Genomic DNA, 19,205 nt, shown 5'->3' with positions numbered 1-19,205 from the left:
GATGACCACCACCAGCAGACCACTGCCCGAGGCGCCGAACCGGATCGAGCTGGCCATCGGGGGAATGACCTGCGCCGCCTGCGCCGCCCGGATCGAGAAGAAGCTGAACCGGATGGACGGGGTGAGCGCCACCGTCAACTACGCCACCGAGAAGGCCACCGTCCGGTACGTCGACAGCGTCACCCCGGACGACCTGATCGACACGGTGCAGAAGACCGGCTACACGGCGGCCCTGCCGGCTCCGCCGGCGACCGAGCAGCCGGTCGACCCGCTGCGCGGGCCGCGTACCCGTCTGTGGGTGTCGGCGGTGCTCAGCGTGCCGGTGGTCCTGCTGGCCATGGTGCCGCCCTGGCAGTTCGACTACTGGCAGTGGCTCTCGCTGACCCTCGCCGCCCCGGTGGTGGTCTGGGGAGGGCTGCCGTTTCACCGGGCCGCGTGGACTAACCTGCGGCATGGTGCCGCGACCATGGACACCCTGGTCTCGCTGGGCACCCTGGCCGCGTTCGGCTGGTCGCTCTGGGCGCTCTTTCTGGGCGACGCCGGGATGCCCGGGATGACGCACCCCTTCCGCTTCGACATCACCCGCACCGACGGCGCCGGCAACATCTATCTGGAGGCGGCCGCCGGGGTGACGGTGTTCATCCTGGCCGGCCGCTACTTCGAGGCCCGATCCAAGCGGACCGCCGGGGCGGCCCTGCGCGCCCTTCTCGAACTCGGTGCCCGGGACGTGGCGGTGCTGCGCGACGGCGTGGAGACCCGGATCCCGGTGGACCGGCTCGTCGTCGGTGACCGGTTCGTGGTCCGCCCCGGCGAGAAGATCGCCACCGACGGGGTCGTCGACGAGGGCACGTCCGCCGTCGATGCCAGCATGCTGACCGGCGAGTCGGTGCCGGTCGAGGTCGGCCCGGGCGACGGGGTGGTCGGCGCCACGATCAACGCGGGTGGCCGGCTGGTCGTCACCGCCACCCGGGTCGGCGCGGACACCCAGCTCGCCCGGATGGCCGACCTCGTCGAGCAGGCGCAGAGCGGCAAGGCGGCCGTGCAGCGGCTGGCCGACCGGATCTCCGGCGTCTTCGTGCCGATCGTCATCACCCTCGCGGTGGGCACCCTCGGCTGGTGGCTCGGCGCCGGCGCCGGGCCGACCACCGCGTTCACCGCCGCCGTGGCCGTGCTGATCATCGCCTGCCCGTGTGCGCTCGGCCTGGCCACGCCGACCGCGCTGCTGGTCGGCACCGGTCGCGGCGCCCAGCTCGGCGTGCTGATCAAGGGACCGGAGGTGCTGGAGTCGACCCGCCGGGTGGACACGGTCGTGCTGGACAAGACCGGCACCGTGACGACCGGCCGGATGACGTTGGTGGACGTGGTGCCGGCCAGCGACGAGGACCGGGCCGAGCTGCTTCGACTCGCCGGTGCGCTGGAGGCCGCCTCCGAGCACCCGATCGCCCGCGCGGTCGCCGCCGGCGCCGCCGAGGCCGGCGCGCTGCCCCCGGTGACCGACTTCGCCAACCTCGAAGGGTTGGGCGTCACCGGCACGGTCGACGGTCGGACCGTGCTGGTCGGCCGGCTCCGGCTGCTGCGCGAGCGCGGTGTCGACGTACCGCCGGAGGTCGATCTGGCCGTGCGTGCCGCGCAGGCCGCCGGACGTACGGCGATCGTCGCCGGCTGGGACGCACGGGCGCGGGGCGTGCTCGCGGTCGCCGACGTGGTCCGGCCGACGAGCCGGTCGGCCGTGGCCCGGCTGCGCGCCCTGGGGCTCACCCCGGTCCTGCTGACCGGCGACAACCCCACCGTGGCCGAGGCGGTCGCCGCCGAGGTGGGCATCGACGAGGTGATCGCCGAGGTGCTGCCCGCCGGCAAGGTCGACGTCGTCCGGCGGCTCCAGGCGCAGGGGCGGTCGGTGGCGATGGTCGGTGACGGGGTGAACGACGCGCCGGCGTTGGCCCAGGCCGATCTGGGGCTGGCAATGGGCACCGGCACCGACGTGGCGATCGAGGCGTCCGATCTCACCCTCGTCCGGGGCGACCTGGATGCGGCGGTGGACGCCATCCGGCTGTCCCGGCGCACGCTCGGGATCATCCGGGGCAACCTGTTCTGGGCCTTCGGCTACAACGTGGCGGCCCTGCCGCTGGCCGCCGCGGGCCTGCTCAACCCGATGATCGCCGGTGCCACGATGGCGCTGTCCTCGGTCTTCGTGGTGGCCAACAGTCTGCGCCTGCGCCGGTTCCGTTCGGCCGCCGATCGCGGATTGTCACGGCGGTGATGGTTGGGCGGTGGACCGCGGGGGTACTGCTGAGGTCGTAGCGACGCTCGCAATGGAGGTTGGCACATGGGTATCGATGACAAGATCAACAACGCCAGCGAGGACGCGGCCGGCAAGCTCAAGGAAGGCGCCGGTCGGGCCACCGACAACGAGCAGCTGGAGGCCGAGGGCCGCGCAGACCAGTCCGCGGCGAAGCTCAAGCAGGCGGGCGAGAAGATCAAGGACGCTTTCAAGAGCTGACGTACGACGTAACCCGCACGCCGGGCCGGTGATATTCACCGGCCCGGCGTGCTGTGTGTCCGGGCCGTGAAGCCTGAGATCCCCCTGTCGGGCGCGCACCGGGCCGCTCTACGACCAGCGCCGCCCGCGACCTCGATGCCGTCCGCGCCGCGCTCGGCGAACGGCGGCTGACGTTCCACGGCTGCTCGTACGGCACCCTGCTCGGTCAGCGCTACGCGGAGCTGTTCCCCGACCAGGTCCGGGCCGTGGTGCGGGAGGGTTGGGGCCACGGCAGCTACACCACCAGCGGTTGCGTGGGGCGAGCGGTCGACGCCTACCTGATCGGCCAGGTGGTGCCCGCCCGGGGTGCCCGCTGCCCGGCCGTCGACGTGTCGAGCTGACCGACAACCCGGTCGCCGCGCGACAGTTTGCGGCGACCGGGGCCGTGCCGTGGTCAGTCAGCGCGACACGCGCCAGCTCACGGGTGCCACGGTCGGCCCGCCAGCCGGACGGCTCTCAGCTCCAGGTAACGCTGCTCGGGAAGACTCGTCGTGCCGCGCGCCGCCGTCAGGTACGCCTCCCGCGCCGCGCCCGGCTCCCCGGCCAGCTCCAGCAGGTGCGCCCGGACCGCCGCGAGCCGGTGGTGCCCGGCCATCCGCTCGTCGGCGTCCAGCGGCGCGAGCAGGGTGAGGCCCGCGCGCGGCCCGTCCACCATGGCCACGGCCACCGCCTGGTTGAGCGTGACCATCGGGTTCGGGGCGACCCGGGCGAGCAGCCGGTAGAGCGCCACGATCTGCGGCCAGTCCGTCTCCGCCGCCGTCGGCGCCTCGGCGTGCACCGCCGCGATCGCCGCCTGGAGCTGGTACGGGCCGGGCGGCGACCAGGTCAGCGCCTCGGTGACCAGGGCTACTCCCTCCGCGATGGCGCCGCCGTCCCACCGGGCGCGGTCCTGCTCGCTCAGCGGCACCAGCTCGCCGTCCTCGCCGACCCGGGCCGCCCGGTGCGCGTCGGTGAGCAGCATCAGCGCCAGCAGACCGGTCACCTCACCGTCGTCGGGCAGCAGCCCGTGCAGGACGCGGGCCAGCCGGATCGCCTCGCCGGTCAGCTCGGCCCGTCGCAGGTCCGGTCCGCTGGACGCGGTGTACCCCTCGTTGAAGATCAGGTAGAGCACCCGGAGCACCGTCCGCAGCCGCTCGCCGCGCTCACCCGGCCCGGGCATCAGGAACCGGGCCCCGGCGGCCTCGATCCGCTGCTTGGCCCGCCGGATCCGCTGGCTCATCGTCGCCTCGGGCAGCAGGTGCGCCCGGGCGATCTGGGCGGTGCTGAGCCCGCCGACCGCCCGCAGGGTCAGCGCCACCTGCGCCGAGGGCGCCAGCGCCGGATGGCAGCAGAGGAAGAGCAGGGTGAGGGTGTCGTCGGCGTCCGCCACCGCCGGCTCCGCGTCGGCCGCCGGCGCCACCTGGGCGTACGCCGGCTCGCGCAGCGCCACCGCCACCTCGCGGTTCCGGCGGGCGCTCTCGCTGCGCCACTCGTCGGTGAGCCGGCGGGTGGCCACGGTGAGCAACCACGCGCGCGGATTGTCCGGTACGCCCTGTCCGGGCCACTGCGTCGCGGCGGCGAGCAATGCCTCCTGGACCGCGTCCTCGCACCTGTCGAACTGGCCGTGCCGGCGGACCAGCAGGCCGAGGGCCTGCGGCGCGAGCGTGCGCAGCAGGTCCTCGACCGTCCGGTCGTCGGTCACATCTCCGTCCCGGCCTGCTCCATGATCGGGCGGACCTCCATCGCCCCGCCGAAGCGCACGTCCGGCCAGCGGGCGGCGATCTCGGCGGCCCGCTGCGGGCTGTCGCAGTCGACGGTCAGGTAGCCGGCGAACTGCTCCTTGCTCTCCATGAACGGCCCGTCGACGATCTCCGGATGACCGCCGGCGAGTCGAACCGTCTGCGTCTGCGACGGGTCGGCCAGCGCCTGGCCGCCGACCAGCTCGCCGCTCTCGGTCAGCTCCTTCATGATCTCGTCCACCTCGCCGAACAGGGCGGTGCGGTCCTGCTCGGTCAGCTCCTCGGTGAAGCCGGGCCGGTTCCAGATCAGCAGCATGTACTTCACGGCGATGCTCCTCGCTTGGCTGGTCGCTCCCCGGGGCGGGGTGCGGCTCACCGGAGGGTCGGAGCCGACACCCCGTTCCCTACCGCGTACCGAAGAAAATCGCAGAAACCCTCTCCGGCGGTGGTCCCACGCCGTGCGGATCAGCCTCGGCCCGGCACCTGTCGGGGCCGGTGGCCGCCGCCGACGTCCAGCGCGGCCCGGTCGGCCGCCGAGGTGCCGGACGACCAGCCCTCGGCGTCGCGGACGCTGAGCCGGTGCCGGGTGACGCCCGGGAAGAGGGCGCCCAGCCGCTCCTGGACCGCCTCGCCACGTGCGGCGAGCACCGGCAGCAGGCGTTCCGGCCCGGCCGTCTCGGCGGCCGCCTGGTCGGCCGCCTCGGTGGCCGCGCGCAGCCGCTCACCGATCCGCAGCGCGAACGCGTTGAGGAAGGACTCGTCCCACACCTTCGTCCGCCGGCCGGACCCCGGCCGGCGCTCGGTGCGACCGCGCAGCATGGCGGCGGTGGCCTGCACCAGCAGCGAGGTGTAGAGCAGCTCCACCGCCACGAGATCCGCCGGCCACCCCAGCACGGTGGTGAAACCGAGATCGTCGGACCAGACCGCCTCGCACCGGTTCGCCGCCGCCACCTCCTGCACCAGCAGCGCCTTCGCCCCCGCGTACGGGGTCTCGGTGCCCAGCCGCACCCCGCCCGGCAGGTCGCCGCGCTCCGCCCCGGCGGCCAGCAGCGCCTCGTCGATGCTGTGCCGGGCGATCAGCTCCTGCGCCTTCCCGGTCAACGCCTCCGCCTCGGCCGGGAAGGTGGTCGATTCGGCCTTGGCGAGCAGCGCGCGTACCCGGTCCAGCATCGGTGACCCGCTGCGGGCCGTACCGGCGGTGCGGGGGATCGTCGCCCCGGTCGAGCCGGGCGGTGGGCGCAGCACCGCGATCGGCGGCAGGCTCTCCACCAGCGCGAGCACGTCGACCGCGGCGCGGAGAGCGTCGACCCGGTCCAGTCCCTCCGCGGCGGTCCAGGTGGCCAGCAGGTCGTGGCCGTCGTCCCGGCCCTCGGCGGTCAGGCCGCGTAGCTGGTCGTCCCACCAGTCGGGGACCGGCCCGGCCTGCTCGCGTCGCTGAGCGGCCAGCGCGTCCCGGACCAGCCGGGCCGCCCGTGCGTCGAGCCGCCGCGCGGTGATCCGGTGTACGTCGACCGGCTGCCAGCCGCGTGGCCAGAGCCGCCCGAGGCCACGGACCAGCCGACGCCGCAGGGCCGCGTCCACCGCCGTGGCACCGTCCGCCGCGCCGGTGCCGACCATCAGCCGGTCCAACTGCCGTTCGGCCTGTCGTACGTCGGTGCCGCGCACCGCCGCGAGCGCGTCGGCGACGAGTTCGTCCGCGTCCGGCACAGGCACCTCCTCCGGTCTCCGTTGCCGGCGAGGCAATCCGGCCCGCCCAACCCAATGATCATGCCGGCACGGCTTCGGCGGGCATGACTCGGCCAGTTTGGGGTAGTTCGGCCTTGACCCGGGCGGATGCGAGGTGTGTGATGGTCCGTTCCAGCCTGCCGCGGGGGCGTCCCGTCGCCGTGCCGGACGGCCGGTCGTCCACGCTCGCGGGCGTCCTGATCGGCGTCGCGATCATGGCCGCCGTGGACGAGATCGTCTTCCACCAGTTGCTGGCCTGGCACCACTTCTACGACCGGTCCACCCCGTCGGTGGCGCTGCTCTCGGACGGACTGCTGCACGCCGCCGAGGTGATCGCCCTGGTCGGCGGGTTCTTCTGGTTCGCCGATCTGCGCCGACGGCTGGCCCTGTCACCCCGGTTGGCCTGGGGTGGCTTCCTGCTCGGTGCCGGAGGATTCCAGCTCTTCGACGGGCTGGTCGACCACAAGGTGCTCCGGGTGCACCAGATCCGCTACGGCGTACACCTGGGCCCGTACGACGTGGTGTGGAACGTGGGCGGCGCGGTCCTGCTGCTGGCCGGCGCGGCGCTCATCTGGTGGACGCGGTCCCGCCGACCGGGTGACGGCCCCCGGTGACGGCAGTAGCTCCGGGCCCGGCGGCATGGGCGCACGGGGGCCACCCGGCGGACGGGCCGGGCTGGTCGCCGCTGCTCCCGGCCGCGGTGTTGGCCGTCGGCTACCTACTGGCAGCCGTCCGCGACCCGCGCGGCTGGGACCATCGGCGTACCGTCGCCTGGCTGGCCGGGTGCACCGTGCTGGCGGTCGCGGTCGGGCCGCTGGCCCACCTCTCGGACGACCCGCGCGGGCACCTGGCGCAGCACCTGCTGCTCGGCATGCTGGCGCCGCTCGGGCTGGTCCTCGGCGCCCCGGTGACGCTGCTGCTGCACGTCGCGCCCACCTCGACGCGTCGGCGGGTGGGCCGGCTGCTGCGCGCCCGCGGACTGCACCTGATCGCCCACCCGGTCACCGCCGCGTTGCTGAGCACGGGTGGGCTGGCGCTGGTGCTGCTCACCCCGCTGTACGCGGTGGCGGAACGCCAACCGGTCCTGCACCACGGCGTACACCTGCACTACCTGGCCGCGGGCTACCTGTTCGCCTGGTCGCTGGCCGGGCCGGACCCGGCGCCCCGCCGCCCCGGGCTGGCCGTGCGGGTCGGCGCGCTGCTCGGCTCGTCAGCCGGTCACGCCGCGCTCGCCAAGTACCTCTACGCGCAGGCCGGCACCCTGCCCCCGGGGCTGGCCGACCCGGACGCCGCGGCGTTCCGATCGGCCGCCCAACTCATGTACTACGGCGGCGACATCGCGGAGCTGCTGCTGGCGGTGGCACTCTTCGCGACCTGGTACCGCCGCCGCCCACCCCTGGTGATCAAGAGGTTCGCGTCACGACAGGGTGCTGCCGTGACGCGAACCTCTTGATCAACTCTGCGCGGACGGGGCCGCCAGGGCGGCGGTGAGCCGCCGGAAGAACGCGCGGATGTCGTCCTCGCTGTGCGGCGTCTCGGCCTGGTCGTTCAGCGGGCCCGAGTAGAGCAGCGCCTGCTCCAGCGCGTCCCGCGTCTCGGCCCGGTCACCCGGGTAGAGCCCGGCGGCCACCCCGTCGGCGACCCGGGTCACCACCGAATCGTCGAGCGTCCTGTCGAACTGGACCCCGTAGAGGATCCCGTTGACGTGGCCCTTCCAACTGTCCGTACCCATGCTCGTCGACTCCCCTAGAAGATCCGGCCGCCATCCCAGCCCAGAATCGGAACCCCGTTGACGCCGTTGCGTTTGAACTCGGCGTCGAGATTGGCCATGTGGCTGGGGTCGGGCTGGTAATGACCGCTGCGCGCCGTGGCGTACTGGACCCTACCGTCCTTGACGACCAGCTCGCCGGCCGCGGCGACCGGGTTTCCGCCGCCCAGAGTGGAGTGGTGGAAGTCGCCGACCTTCTGGTAATTGGACGCGTAGAGGTTGCCGTTGCGGTCCATCACGAAGATCGCTTGACCGTTTCCGCTGAACACGGTCTGCGCGCTCGACGTGTCGAACGGCTCGCCGTTGCGCGCGCTGCGCAGCACGCCGTTGCTGTCGAAGAAGACCCGGTGCTGTTCCAGCTCCTCGGGGCTGAGCCGGCGTACGGCCGTCGGGAAGTGCCCGCCGGGCAGATGCTCGTTGCGGTACTTGTCGAGCATCGGCTTGGTGTTGGAGTAGCGCGGGGTGGTGTGCGGGCCGGGCACGCCGGGCCGCTTCGGGCCGCCCCGCTTCGCACCCTTGCGGGCGAAACGGCGCAACAGCGTCTTCGCGCGCTTCAACAACTGCGGGATGATTTCCTTGACGACCCGCTCGATGACTTCCTTGATGACCCGCTGGATCGCCATCCGGGCCAGGCCGATCGAGACGGGGATCTGGGCCAGCGACGCGCCGAGACTGGGTGCCGCCGCCGCCAACGCGATCGCCACCTGAATGACCAGGATCGTCAACTGGACGATCACGATGATCTTCTGCGTCAGGGTGATGATGGCCATCACCAGCAACGCCATGCCGATCAGTTCGGCCGCCTGCGCGCCGTCCTCCATGCGGCGCGGCGCACCCTCCTCGCCCTGCCACGCCTGCTCGAACGCGCGGATGTCGTCGCCGCTGTTGGTCGTGCCGACCTGTGCCGCGCCCGCCTGGGCCTCCCCGACCGCCGTCCGCAGTCGGCCGGCGAACGCGAACCACAGTTGGGACGCCTCGAACAGCAACTCCTCGTCGGCGGTCGGCCAGGTGAAGCCGACCCAGCCCAACGCCTCGGCCAGCTCAGGAGGAAGCTGCATACCCACTGGGCAGCTCCATCCTCGTGAAGAGTTCCGCGTTGGCCAGGTCGGTCGCCTCGTGCGCGTCGGCACCGAGGTCGAGGTTCTCGGCGGCCTCCAACAACTGGTCGGCCATCGACCGGTACACGTCGAGCGCATGCGTCAGGACCTCGACGTACACGGCCCCGAAGAGAGACCCCGCCTCGTCGGCGCCCCAGGGACTACCCGCCCCGTTCACCGTCGACTCAAGGCCGCTGACCGCCGCGCCGAGCTGCTGGCCGGTCGTCGCGATCGACGCGGCGGCGGAGTGCAGAGCGTCGACGTCCACCTGGATTCCGTCGGACATGGCTCAGCGACGATCCATCCGGCGGGTGGCCGCGTCCAGATCACCGATCATCTGTTGGAAGCCGCGGAACGCCTCCTCGGAGACCCGTTCGAGCTGCTGGGTGAGGGCCGTGCTGTCGACCTGCGCCCCGGCCGTCAGGTCGGCCCGGCGGGCGCGCTCGTCGGCCTGTGCCGCCTGGACCGCCTCCAGGACGTACTCGGCGATCGTGCTCGTGCCGGCCCGCGACAGGCTCGGGTCGATCACCAGCGTCCGCAGGGCCCCGAAGGCGGAGACCTCCGCCTCGACGAGACCGTCACCGCCGGTGCCCCGCCCCACCGTCTGCTCGGTGCCCGGCACGGGCACGTCGGCCTCACCCGGCTGTGCCGTGACAGCACCTGATGCCTGGCTCAGCAGGCGCATCGCCTCTTCGAGCGAGCCGCTCAGACCGGACGGATCAATCCCGCTCGCCATGCTCGTCCCCCCACGTCCGCAGTCCATCGTCGGTGCACGACGGTATCAATGCGCCACCCGCACGCGTGCCCCGGAAGTCCGCTTGTGGATCACTCCCAGGTGGACAGTATCTCCTCGACCGGTGCGACGTCGCGCCCCGGATCGGGTGCCGGGGTGGGCGGGCTCGCCGGCGTACGGTCGAAGCGGGGCGCCGGAGCCGGTTGGATCTCGCCGTCCACCTCGACGAACGTCCCCCGGGCCGCGTTGTGCGGGTGCCGGTGCGCCTCGCCCGGGGCCAGCACGGGGGCGACACAGGCGTCCAGGTCGGCGAAGACCGCCGTCCACTCGTCCCGGGTGCGCTCGGCGAACCGTTCGGTGAACCGCCTCCGCAGCTCGTCCCAGCCGCTCGGGTCGTACTGGTCGGGCAGCTCCGCCTCGTCGGCCAGGCCGAGACCCGCCAGCAGTACGGCGTAGAAGGCCGGCTCCAGCGCCCCGACGGCCATGAAGCCGCCGTCGGCGGTGGCGTACGTGTCGTAGAAGGGTGCTCCACCGTCGAGCAGGTTCCGCCCCCGCGGGGCGGCCCACAGGCCGCTGCCGAGCAGCCCGTGCAGGAACGAGGTGAGCAGCGCCGATCCGTCCACCATGGCCGCGTCGACGACCTGACCGACGCCGGAGCGTTCCCGTTCCAGCAGCGCGGCCAGCACGCCCACGGCGAGCAGCATGCCCCCACCGGCGAAGTCACCGATCAGGTTCAGCGGCGCGTGTGGACGTGCGTCGGCTCGACCCAGGGGCTCCAGCGCCCCGGCGACCGCGATGTAGTCGATGTCGTGGCCGGCCCGAGCCGCCAGCGGGCCGTCCTGGCCCCAGCCGGTCATTCGCGCGTACACCAGCCGGGGGTTGCGGGCCCGGCAGACGTCCGGGCCGAAGCCGAGCCGCTCGGCGACCCCCGGCCGGTACGCCTCGACGAGCACGTCCGCCCGCTCGACGAGGCGCAGCAGGTCGGCCGCGCCGGCCGGGGACTTCAGGTCCAGCGCGGTGACCCGTCGGCCGCGCTGCAAGGGGCCACCGGTCGGCGCGGCGAGGCGCCCGGCGCCCGGGCCGCCCGGCCGGTCGACGCGCACCACGTCCGCCCCGAGGTCGGCGAGCACCATGCAGCCGAACGGGGCCGGCGCGAGGCTCGCCAGCTCGACGACCCGCACCCCGGCCAGCGGCCCGCCGCGCGCCGCCGTCACGCGACGCCGGCCGGTTCGGCGGTACGGGCGGCGAGCCGGTCGGCCAGGTCGGCGGGAGGCGTGAACCGGTCGCCGTACCGTTCGGCCAGCTCGGCGGCGCGGGCCGCGAAGCCGGTCGGGCCGCCCGCGTACTGCCGGACGTAGCGGATCACGCCGCCGGTCCAGGCGGGGAAGCCGATGCCGAAGATCGAACCGATGTTGGCGTCGGTCTCGGTGCGCAGCACCCCCTCGTCGAGGCAGCGCAGCGCGTCCAGCGCCTCGGCGAAGAGCATCCGCTCCTGAAGGTCGGTGAACGGCACCGCCCGGCCGGCGTCGGTGACCAGGTCGGCGAGCCCGGTCCACAACCGGCCCCGAACGCCGTCGTCGTACGAGTAGAAGCCGCGTCCGGCGGCGCGGCCAGGCCGGTCGTACGCGTCGACCAGCTCGTCGACGAGCCGGTGTGCGGGCAGCGGCAGGTACTCCTCGCTGGCCGCCTCGAACTGACGCCGGATCCGCTGGATCAGGGTGAGGCTCACCTCGTCGGCCAGCGCGAGGGGCCCGGTCGGGTAGCCGGCCTGCAACGCGGCCTGCTCCACCGACGCGGCCGGTACGCCGTCGGCGACCATGCCGACCGCCTCGTCGATGAACCGGCCGATGACGCGGCTGGTGAAGAACCCCCGGCCGTCGTTGACCACGATCGGGGTCTTGCCGATCCGCCGGCCCAGGTCGAACGCCCGCGCCAATGCGGCGTCACCGGTCTGCTCGCCGACCACGATCTCCAGCAGCGGCATCCGGTCCACGGGGGAGAAGAAGTGCATGCCGATGAAGTCGGCAGGCCGGTCCACGCCCTCGGCCAGCTGAGTGATCGGCAGGGTGGAGGTGTTGGAGGCGAGCAGCGCGTCCGGCGCGAGCACCGGCAGCACCTCGGCGAACACGGCCTTCTTCAGGGCCGGGTCCTCGAAGACCGCCTCGATGACGGCGTCGCAGCCGGCGAGGGCGTCCACCTGGTCGGTGGTGATGATCCGGTCCAGCACGGCGCGGGCGTCGACCTCGGTGGCGCGGCCCTTGCGGACCCGGCGGGCTAGCAGTCGTTCGGCGTGCTCCCGGGCTCGCCCCGCGGCCTCCGGCGACACGTCCCGGACCACCACGTCGAGGCCAGCGCTGGCGCAGGCGTACGCGATGCCGGCGCCCATCATGCCGGCGCCGAGCACCGCCACCCGCCGCACCGGCGGAACGTCCACGGACGGCCGGGCTGCGCCGCCGTTGACAGCCTTCAGGTCGAAGAAGAACGCGCCGATCATGTTCTTGGCGACCTGCCCGGTGAGCAGGCCGATCAGGTGGCGGGTCTCCACGGTGAACGCGGTGTCCAGGTCGACCTGGGCGCCCTCGACGGCGGTGGCCAGGATCGCCTCGGGCGCGGGCAGCCGGGCGCCCTTGAGCTGCTTGCGCAGGGTGGCCGGGAACGCGGGCAGCTGGGCGGCCAGCGAACGGCTGGCCGGGGTGCCACCGGGCATCCGATAGTCCGGCCGGTCCCACGGCTGGGCCGGGTGCGGGTTGGCAGCGATCCAGGCCCGTGCGCGCTCCAGCATCTCGGTGGGCGTGGCGACCACCTCGTCGACCAGCCCGGCCGCCAGGGCGTCGGCCGGGCGCATCCGCCGGCCGGTGAGCAGCACCGTGGTCAGCGCCCCCGCCAGGCCGAGCATCCGCACCGTCCGGGTGACGCCGCCGGCCCCGGGCAGCAGACCCAGGGTCACCTCGGGCAGCCCGAGCCGCGAGTCGGGCGCGTCCAGCGCGACGCGGTGGTGGCAGGCGAGGGCGATCTCCAGGCCGCCGCCGAGCGCGGAGCCGTTGACCGCCGCGACGACCGGTCGGCCCAGCGTCTCCAGTCGGCGCAGGTCCCGCTTGATGGTGCCGAGCAGGTCGGCGAGCGCGGACGCGTCCTCGCGGGTGGCCCGGATCATCTCGGGCAGGTCACCGCCGGCGAAGAACGTCGACTTCGCGCTGGTCACGATGACACCGGCGAGATCGTGCTCGGTCTCCAGCCGGTCGAACACCCCGCTCATCGACGCGGCGTACGCCCGGTTCATGGTGTTGGCGGACTGGTCGGGGTCGTCCAGGGTGAGCGTGACGATGCCGTCGGCGCCGCGGTCGTACCGGATGGTGGTGGTCACTGGTCTTTTCCCCCCGGGTCAGCAGCGCTCGAGAACGGTGGCGACGCCCATGCCCCCGCCGATGCAGAGGGTCACCACGGCGCGGCGCAGGTCGCGGCGCTCCAACTCGTCCAACGCCGTGCCGAGCAACATGGCTCCGGTGGCGCCCAGCGGGTGGCCGAGAGCGATCGCGCCGCCGTTGACGTTCACGCGGTCCGGGTCGAGGCCCAGGTCGCGGACGTACTTGAGCACCACGGCCGCGAACGCCTCGTTGATCTCGAACAGGTCGATGTCGTCGAGGGTCAGCCCGGCGACGGCGAGCGCCTTGTGGGTGGCCGGGATCGGGCCGGTCAGCATGAGCGTCGGGTCGGCGCCGGTGACGGCCGCGCCGACGATCCGGGCGCGCGGGCTGAGGCCGAGGTCCTGCCCGACCTGCTCCGAACCGATCAGCACCAGCGCGGCGCCGTCCACGATGCCGGACGAGTTGCCGGCGTGGTGGACGTGCTCGATCGCCTCCAACCAGTGGAACTTCTGCAACGCGACCGCGTCGAAGCCGGCCGCCTCGCCCATGGTGGCGAAGGACGGGGTGAGCCGAGCGAGGGCCTCCCGGGTCGTCTCGGGGCGCGGGTGCTCGTCGACCGTGAGGATGTCCAGCCCGTTGCCGTCGCGGACCGGTACGACCGAGCGGGCGAAGTGCCCGCCGGCCCACGCCTTGGCGGCCCGCTCCTGGGACCGCAGCGCGTAGCCGTCCACGTCGTCGCGGGTGAAGCCCTCCAGGGTGGCGATCAGGTCGGCGCTGACGCCCTGCGGCACGAACGACGTGGCCAGCGCGGTCTGCGGGTCGGTGGCCCAGGCGGCACCGTCGGAGCCCATCGGCACCCGGGACATCGACTCGACCCCGCCGGCGAGCAGCAGGTGCTCCCAGCCGGAGCGGATGCGCGCGGCGGCGGAGTTGACCGCCTCCAGCCCAGAGGCGCAGAACCGGTTGAGCTGCACCCCGCCCACCTCGTCGGGCAACCCGGCCAGCAGCGCCGCGGCCCGAGCCAGGTCGCCGCCCTGCTCGCCGACCGGGGTGACGATGCCGAGCAGCAGGTCCTCCAACCGGCCCACGTCCAGGCCGGGGTTGCGCTCGCGCAGCGCGTCGATCAGGCCGACCACCAGCGAGATCGGCTTGACCCCGTGCAGCGCGCCGGTGTCCCGGCCGCGTCCGCGCGGGGTGCGGACCGCGTCATAGACGTACGCCTCAGAGGGCACGGGCGATCAGCTCCTTCATGATCTCGTTGGTGCCGCCGTAGATCTTCTGGACGCGGGCGTCGGCGTACATCCGGGCGATCGGATACTCCGTCGTGTAGCCGTAACCGCCGAACAGTTGCAGGCACCTGTCGATGACCTCGCACTGCCCGTCGGTGAGCCACGACTTCGCCATCGCCGCCGTGGCGACGTCCAGGTCACCCCGGCTGTGCCGGACGATGCAGTCGTCCAGGAACACCCGGCTGACCCGGGTACGCGTCGCGCACTCGGCGAGCACCATCCGGGTGTTCTGGTGGCCCATCAGGGTCTTGCCGAAGGCGGTGCGCTCCTTGGCGTACGCGACCGTCAGCTCGACCGCGCGTTCCATCGCGGCGACCGCGCCGACGCCGATGACCAGCCGTTCCTGCGGAAGCTGCTGCATGAGCTGGATGAAGCCCAGCCCTTCGGCGCCGCCGAGCAGGTTGGCCGCCGGCACCCGGAACTCGTCGAAGAACAGCTCGGCGGTGTCGTTGGCGTGCAGCCCGATCTTGGACAGCAGCCGGCCCCGGCGGAAACCCTCCGGGTCGCCGCCCACCTCGCACACCAGCAGCGAGACGCCGGCCGCCCGCTGCTCGGGGTCGGTCTTCACGGCCACCAGAATCAGGTCGGCCAGGCCGCCGTTGGTGATGAACGTCTTCGCGCCGGTGACCAGGTAGTCGTCGCCGTCGCGGACCGCCCGCGTGCGCATCGCCTGGAGGTCCGAGCCGCCGTCGGGCTCGGTCATCGCGATCGCGCCGACCAGCTCGCCGCTGCACAGGCCGGGCAGCCACCGTCGCTTCTGCTCCTCGCTGCCGTACGCGACGAGATAGCCGGTGACGATGCCACTGTGGACGGCCAGTCCGAGGCTGCCCTCCCCGGTGTACGCCTGCTCGTGCAGCAGCACCGCCTCGTGGGTGAAGCCGCCGCCCCCGCCGCCGTACTCCTCGGGGACCGACAGGCCGAGCAACCCCAGCTCACCGGCACGCCGGTAGTGCTCGCGGTCCGGGTGACCCTGCGCCAGCAGGCGGTCCGCGTGCGGCAGCACCTCGTTGGTGAAGAAGGTGCGGGCCAGGTCGGCGAGGTCGTCGTGCTCAGGTTCGCGCCAGGGCGAGGGGGAGCCATCGGGCGTCGGCATGTGCACCACCCTCGCGCGCTGTTGGCGGCATGTCAATAAGTCTGGATCAGTAGCCGGGCACAGGCTTGCGGGTCGTCCGCGAAGGGCAGATGTCCGCAGCCCGCCAACGGCACGTGCCGGGCCGCCGGCAGCGCCGCGCGGGCCCGCCGGGCCTGAGTGGCGTACGGCAACACGAGATCGCGCGTACCCCAGGCGACCGTCACGGGGATGTCGTCGAGCGCGCCGGTCGTCTCTCGACGGACCTGCCATCCGGCGAACGCGGCGCGCGCCACCGCGAAGCCGGGCGCGTCGGCCAGCGCCGCCGCCGAGTCGACGCTCTCGTCGGGGTCAAGATGACCCGGGTGGCCGTAGAACAGGCCGCAGAACGCCACCCGCCCGGCCCGGCTCGCCAGCAGCCGGGGCAGCGCGGGCCGCAGCCCGCCAGCCGCCGACCGGGCCCCACCGACCGCCAGTTGACACCAGCGTCGCCCGACCGGCCCCCAGAATCCGATGGGCGAGAACGCGGTCACCGAGCGGGCCAGCCCGCGTCGCCCCAACTCCAACGCGATGCCGCCGCCGAGCGAGTTGCCGGCAACGGCGGGCCGCTGCACGCCCAGCGCGTCCAGAAACGCGGCGACCCGATCCGCCAGGTGCACCACCGCCCCGGGGGTCGCCAGCGGCTTTGGTGGCTCGGGCCACGGTGGCGAGGCGCCGAAGCCGGGCAGGTCCAGCGCGATCACGTCGCGGTGCCGGGCCACCTCGTCGAGCACCGGCTCCCAGACCTGCCACCGACTACCGATGCCGTGAATGAGCACCAGCGGCGGTCCATCGCCACGCCGCGAGTGAGCGAGCCAGTCCGGGTCCCCACGGTGCATCCACCCACCCTCACACGTCAGGTGGCCACCCCGACACCCTTGATCCACTCCAGCTCGCCGATATGGGGGTGTCCGGGCAGCACGGACACCGCCGCTTCGGCGATCCGGAGTGGATCATCGCCCGGACGCCACCTGGATGCTGCGCATCGGGTGATCGAGAAGTAGTGGCGCTACTCGGCCTCGTCACCGTCGGTGGGGCGCGGTGGGCGGTGCTCGGCGATCCACGCCTCCACATCGGCGCGCAGCCAGACCGTGGTGCCGTGCAGCCGTTGAAACGGCGCGGGGAAGGTCGGATAGCGGGTGAGCTGACGCATCCGCGTCCGGCTCACGCCGCCGAGCAACTCCTGTAGCTCGTGCGGGCCGACCAGCGGACCCGGGACCTCACCCATCACTCGACGGTAGGGCGATCAGGAATGCCGAATTGCGTCTACCTACTTGCGCAGTCCGTTCGAGTGGGCGAGGGTAGACCCACGACCAAAAATGGCGAGAAGGGCTGGCCGATGGATCAGGCGACGGAGTTGGCGTGGCTTCGGGAGCGGGTCGGGGGATTGGAGACGGCGCTGCACTGCGCACGGAGAGAGTTGTTCGATCTCCGTTGTCGGCTGACGTTGATCGGCCGGGTCGTGCAGGACGTCGACCGGGTGCAGCGAGCGCCGGGCGTCGCAGTGGGTGCGATCAACGCGGCCCTGTACTCCGAGACGTCCAACCTGCGGCATCTCGGCCGGCACCTGGTCCGGCGCCGCCGCGGATCCCCTTGATCACTTAATGCTCAGCAGTTCAGGGACGGCGCTGACAACTGGTGAACATCAACTGAGCAAGGTGAGGACGGCGGCTGACCCCGGGAGCTGCCGCTAGGGTCGGGCAGATGAGTGTCGAGACGGCTCCTCGCCGCCGCCGTTTGGAGCCGGACGCCCGGCGTGGGCAGATCCTGGCCTGCGCGGTCCGGCTGTTCGGCGAGCGCCCGTACGCGGACGTGTCGACCACCGACGTCGCGCGGGAGGCGGGCGTCGCCCGGGGCCTGGTCAACCACTACTTCGGCACGAAGAAGGACCTCTACCTGGAGGTCGTCCGGGTCATGGTGACCATCCCCGAGGTTGCCCTGGAACGGCTGCCCAAGGGTGACCTGCGAACCCGTGTGGATGCCAGCGTCACCTGGTTCCTCGACGTGGTGTCCCGGCACAGCACCTCCTGGCTGGCCGCCGTCACCGCCCGGGGGATGGGCGGCGACGCCGACGTGGAGCGGGTGCTCGCCGAGGCGGAGGAGGTCGCCGCCGACCGGATGCTCGTCGCCGTCGGGCTGGCCGAGGAGGCCGAGGACCGTGAGGAGTTGCGGGGGATGGTCCGGGCGTACTGCGGGCTGGCGACGTCCACCGCCCGGGAGTGGCTCCAGCGCGGCGCGTTGACCCGGCCGCAGGTCCACCTGCTGCTCACCACCACCCTGCTGACCATCGTCGAACAGGTCGTCCCGCAGGTCATCGCGGCCAGCGATCCGTCCTGACCACGGCCGGCAAGGGCTTCCTCAACGACGCCAGAACTGGCGGGGCGCGAACCCGTCCCGTCGCAGCCAGTGCTCGGTATAGACGATCCGTTCCGCCTCCACGACCACGAGGGTGTCCTCGGGCGGCTCGGACAGCGGTCGCCCCCGCTCGGCGTGCTCGTTCTCCCAGCGGAACGCCGACCAGTAGTGCGCCCGGTCCGGATCCTCCGGACCGAGCACCCTGGCCGTTCCGAACAGCTGAGCCCCACGGCTGCTCGCCAGCCCGACCAGGGGCGCGAAGACGCCGACGGACACGCGTGGATCGGCAGCGATGTTGCGGATCTTCGGCGAACGAGGCGCGGCGGTGAAGAGCACCGCGAAGTCGAGCGGGTAGTACCGCACCGGCGTGGCCAGCGGCCCGCTCGGACCCGTGGTCGCGAGCACGCACATGTTCTGCGACGACAGCAGGTTGCGGATGCGCTCTTCGAGCCGTTCGCGGTCGAGCCGCTTCGCCGGCGTGGGTCCGGCCAGCCACGGATTCGTCAACGGCATGACACCCTCGCGACCATGGCGAGCACCCTACCCACGTGGCCCGCCCAGCGGCTGCGCGGATCGGCGGGGTGCGGTCACATCGTTGGCGGGCCGCCAACAAGCTGTTACGGTCGGCCGCACCGCCGAGGGAGCCCGCCATGACCGACAGCGCAGCGACCGCCCGACCTTCCGGTCGGGTGCGGGTGGCGATCATCGGCTCCGGGTTCGGCGGGGTGGCGGTGGCCGCTGCGCTGCGCCGCAGCGGCGACGCGGATGTGGTGCTGCTGGAGCGGGCCGACCGGATCGGTGGCGTCTGGCGGGACAACACCTACCCGGGCTGCGCCTGCGACATCCCGGCGCCGCTCTACTCGTACTCCTTCGCGCTGAACCCGGACTGGTCGCGGCGCTTCCCGCCGCACTCGGAGATCCTGGATTACCTGCACCGCTGCGTTACCGAGCTGGGGCTGGCCGACAGCGTGGGGTTGCGTACCGAGGTCACCAACGCGTCGTGGGACGAGGCCGGCGCGTGCTGGCGGCGGCGTACCGCCGATGGCGTGGAACTGACGGCGGACGTCCTGGTCCCGGCGGTCGGGCAGCTCTCGCAGCCGGTGGTGCCGGCGCTGCCGGGCGCGCAGCGGTTCGCCGGGCCGGCGATGCACACGGCCCGGTGGGACCCGGCGGTACGGCTGGACGGTGCCCGGGTGGCGGTGATCGGCACCGGCGCCAGCGCGGTGCAGTTGGTGCCGGCCATCGCGGACCGGGCGGCCCGGGTCACCGTCTTCCAGCGCACTCCACCCTGGACGCTGCCCAAGCCGGACCGCCGGCACGGGCGGCTGGGCCGGGCGCTCTACCGGCGGGTGCCGGCGCTGATGCGGGTGCCCCGGGCCGCGTTCTGGTCGGTAACCGTGTTCACCGGGCTGGCCGTGACCGGCAACCGGGCCGCCGCGGCGGTGCTGCGGGGTGTCTCGCGGGCGCAGCGGTGGTGGCAGGTACGCGACCCGGAGTTGCGGGCCCGC

At 73.2% G+C, this 19,205-nt stretch carries 21 protein-coding genes and 2 pseudogenes; 9 read left to right on the top strand and 14 right to left on the bottom strand.

Translation table 11 applies throughout. The features are described 5' to 3' along the window. The first annotated feature begins 1 nt into the window (after position 1). The 4 genes and pseudogenes from OG505_RS24305 to OG505_RS24290 all read left to right on the top strand — a co-directional run bounded on the left by OG505_RS24305 (position 2) and on the right by OG505_RS24290 (position 2,880). Complete coding sequence (locus OG505_RS24305; protein WP_405427868.1) at positions 2-2,260, top strand: heavy metal translocating P-type ATPase; 2,259 nt, start codon at positions 2-4, stop codon at positions 2,258-2,260. A 66-nt stretch (positions 2,261-2,326) separates the two neighbouring features. Continuing rightward, the gene (locus tag OG505_RS24300) at positions 2,327-2,500 is read left to right on the top strand and encodes a CsbD family protein (RefSeq protein ID WP_405427866.1); all 174 of its coding nucleotides are present in this window, start codon (positions 2,327-2,329) and stop codon (positions 2,498-2,500) included. A gap of 110 nt (positions 2,501-2,610) precedes the next feature. Next, positions 2,611-2,760, top strand: a pseudogene (locus OG505_RS24295) (alpha/beta fold hydrolase); the annotation flags it as partial. Beyond that, the gene (locus OG505_RS24290; protein ID WP_405427864.1) at positions 2,746-2,880 is read left to right on the top strand and encodes an alpha/beta hydrolase; all 135 of its coding nucleotides are present in this window, start codon (positions 2,746-2,748) and stop codon (positions 2,878-2,880) included. The pseudogene OG505_RS24295 and the gene OG505_RS24290, both read left to right, overlap by 15 nt. A gap of 77 nt (positions 2,881-2,957) precedes the next feature. Here OG505_RS24290 and OG505_RS24285 read toward each other — a convergent pair whose 3' ends face one another. The 3 genes from OG505_RS24285 to OG505_RS24275 form a co-directional block, all read right to left on the bottom strand. After that, positions 2,958-4,220: an RNA polymerase sigma factor gene (locus OG505_RS24285; RefSeq protein WP_405427862.1), complete on the bottom strand. Its 1,263-nt coding sequence runs from the start codon at positions 4,218-4,220 to the stop codon at positions 2,958-2,960. After that, complete coding sequence (locus OG505_RS24280; RefSeq protein ID WP_405434673.1) at positions 4,217-4,573, bottom strand: YciI family protein; 357 nt, start codon at positions 4,571-4,573, stop codon at positions 4,217-4,219. Before OG505_RS24280 ends, OG505_RS24285 begins: the two co-directional genes overlap by 4 nt. A gap of 149 nt (positions 4,574-4,722) precedes the next feature. Further along, positions 4,723-5,964, bottom strand: coding sequence for a DUF2786 domain-containing protein (locus OG505_RS24275; protein WP_405427860.1), 1,242 nt, complete (start codon positions 5,962-5,964; stop codon positions 4,723-4,725). Between the two features lie 140 nt (positions 5,965-6,104). Between OG505_RS24275 and OG505_RS24270 the strand changes: the two genes are divergently transcribed. Both OG505_RS24270 and OG505_RS24265 read left to right on the top strand, forming a co-directional pair. Next, positions 6,105-6,596, top strand: coding sequence for a DUF2243 domain-containing protein (locus tag OG505_RS24270; RefSeq protein ID WP_405427858.1), 492 nt, complete (start codon positions 6,105-6,107; stop codon positions 6,594-6,596). Further along, a complete protein-coding gene (locus tag OG505_RS24265) occupies positions 6,593-7,435 on the top strand; it encodes a cytochrome c oxidase assembly protein (protein ID WP_405427856.1) in 843 nt (280 codons plus the stop codon). Before OG505_RS24270 ends, OG505_RS24265 begins: the two co-directional genes overlap by 4 nt. On the opposite strand, the gene OG505_RS24260 is transcribed toward OG505_RS24265, so the two are convergent. The 10 genes from OG505_RS24260 to OG505_RS24215 all read right to left on the bottom strand — a co-directional run bounded on the left by OG505_RS24260 (position 7,436) and on the right by OG505_RS24215 (position 16,570). Next, entirely contained in the window at positions 7,436-7,714 is a 279-nt protein-coding gene (locus OG505_RS24260) for a hypothetical protein (RefSeq protein ID WP_405427854.1), read from the bottom strand. Positions 7,715-7,728: 14 nt separating this feature from the next. After that, the gene (locus OG505_RS24255; protein WP_405427852.1) at positions 7,729-8,808 is read right to left on the bottom strand and encodes a hypothetical protein; all 1,080 of its coding nucleotides are present in this window, start codon (positions 8,806-8,808) and stop codon (positions 7,729-7,731) included. Further along, positions 8,792-9,133 (bottom strand): WXG100 family type VII secretion target, encoded by a 342-nt coding sequence (locus OG505_RS24250; protein ID WP_405427850.1) that lies wholly within the window; start codon positions 9,131-9,133, stop codon positions 8,792-8,794. The genes OG505_RS24255 and OG505_RS24250 overlap by 17 nt, the downstream gene beginning before the upstream one ends. Before the next feature lie 3 nt (positions 9,134-9,136). Continuing rightward, positions 9,137-9,583 (bottom strand): YbaB/EbfC family nucleoid-associated protein, encoded by a 447-nt coding sequence (locus OG505_RS24245; RefSeq protein ID WP_405427848.1) that lies wholly within the window; start codon positions 9,581-9,583, stop codon positions 9,137-9,139. A gap of 89 nt (positions 9,584-9,672) precedes the next feature. Continuing rightward, positions 9,673-10,794 carry a CaiB/BaiF CoA transferase family protein gene (locus OG505_RS24240; protein ID WP_405427846.1) on the bottom strand — a complete coding sequence of 374 codons (1,122 nt, stop codon included), beginning with the start codon at positions 10,792-10,794 and terminating at the stop codon, positions 9,673-9,675. Next, on the bottom strand, positions 10,791-12,944 hold the full coding sequence (locus OG505_RS24235; protein ID WP_405427844.1) for a 3-hydroxyacyl-CoA dehydrogenase NAD-binding domain-containing protein: 2,154 nt from the start codon (positions 12,942-12,944) through the stop codon (positions 10,791-10,793). The genes OG505_RS24240 and OG505_RS24235 overlap by 4 nt, the downstream gene beginning before the upstream one ends. An 18-nt stretch (positions 12,945-12,962) precedes the next feature. Next, complete coding sequence (locus OG505_RS24230) at positions 12,963-14,177, bottom strand: acetyl-CoA C-acetyltransferase (protein ID WP_405427842.1); 1,215 nt, start codon at positions 14,175-14,177, stop codon at positions 12,963-12,965. Then, positions 14,167-15,327 (bottom strand): acyl-CoA dehydrogenase family protein, encoded by a 1,161-nt coding sequence (locus OG505_RS24225; protein WP_405427840.1) that lies wholly within the window; start codon positions 15,325-15,327, stop codon positions 14,167-14,169. Before OG505_RS24225 ends, OG505_RS24230 begins: the two co-directional genes overlap by 11 nt. Positions 15,328-15,359: 32 nt before the next feature. Beyond that, positions 15,360-16,181, bottom strand: a complete 822-nt coding sequence (locus tag OG505_RS24220; RefSeq protein ID WP_405427838.1) for an alpha/beta hydrolase — start codon at positions 16,179-16,181, stop codon at positions 15,360-15,362. Between the two features lie 170 nt (positions 16,182-16,351). After that, a complete protein-coding gene (locus OG505_RS24215; protein WP_405427835.1) occupies positions 16,352-16,570 on the bottom strand; it encodes a helix-turn-helix transcriptional regulator in 219 nt (72 codons plus the stop codon). A 111-nt stretch (positions 16,571-16,681) separates the two neighbouring features. Here OG505_RS24215 and OG505_RS24210 point away from each other — a divergent pair, with 111 nt between their 5' ends. Together OG505_RS24210 and OG505_RS24205 are read left to right on the top strand one after the other, a co-directional pair. Next, on the top strand, positions 16,682-16,939 hold the full coding sequence (locus OG505_RS24210) for a hypothetical protein (protein WP_405427833.1): 258 nt from the start codon (positions 16,682-16,684) through the stop codon (positions 16,937-16,939). A gap of 107 nt (positions 16,940-17,046) precedes the next feature. Beyond that, positions 17,047-17,679: a TetR/AcrR family transcriptional regulator gene (locus OG505_RS24205; protein WP_405427831.1), complete on the top strand. Its 633-nt coding sequence runs from the start codon at positions 17,047-17,049 to the stop codon at positions 17,677-17,679. Between the two features lie 21 nt (positions 17,680-17,700). Here OG505_RS24205 and OG505_RS24200 read toward each other — a convergent pair whose 3' ends face one another. Then, entirely contained in the window at positions 17,701-18,210 is a 510-nt protein-coding gene (locus OG505_RS24200; RefSeq protein WP_405427829.1) for a pyridoxamine 5'-phosphate oxidase family protein, read from the bottom strand. A 137-nt stretch (positions 18,211-18,347) separates the two neighbouring features. On the opposite strand from OG505_RS24200, the pseudogene OG505_RS24195 reads away from it, so the two are divergent. Continuing rightward, positions 18,348-18,989, top strand: a pseudogene (locus OG505_RS24195) (flavin-containing monooxygenase); the annotation flags it as partial. Between the last annotated feature and the right edge of the window lie 216 nt (positions 18,990-19,205).

It is taken from the genome of Micromonospora sp. NBC_00617 (genome assembly GCF_045161355.1).
In the GTDB taxonomy this organism is placed as follows: Bacteria; Actinomycetota; Actinomycetes; order Mycobacteriales; family Micromonosporaceae; genus Micromonospora.
Note: the sequence above shows the minus strand (reverse complement) of the source record. Positions and strands in the feature narration are given on the sequence as shown.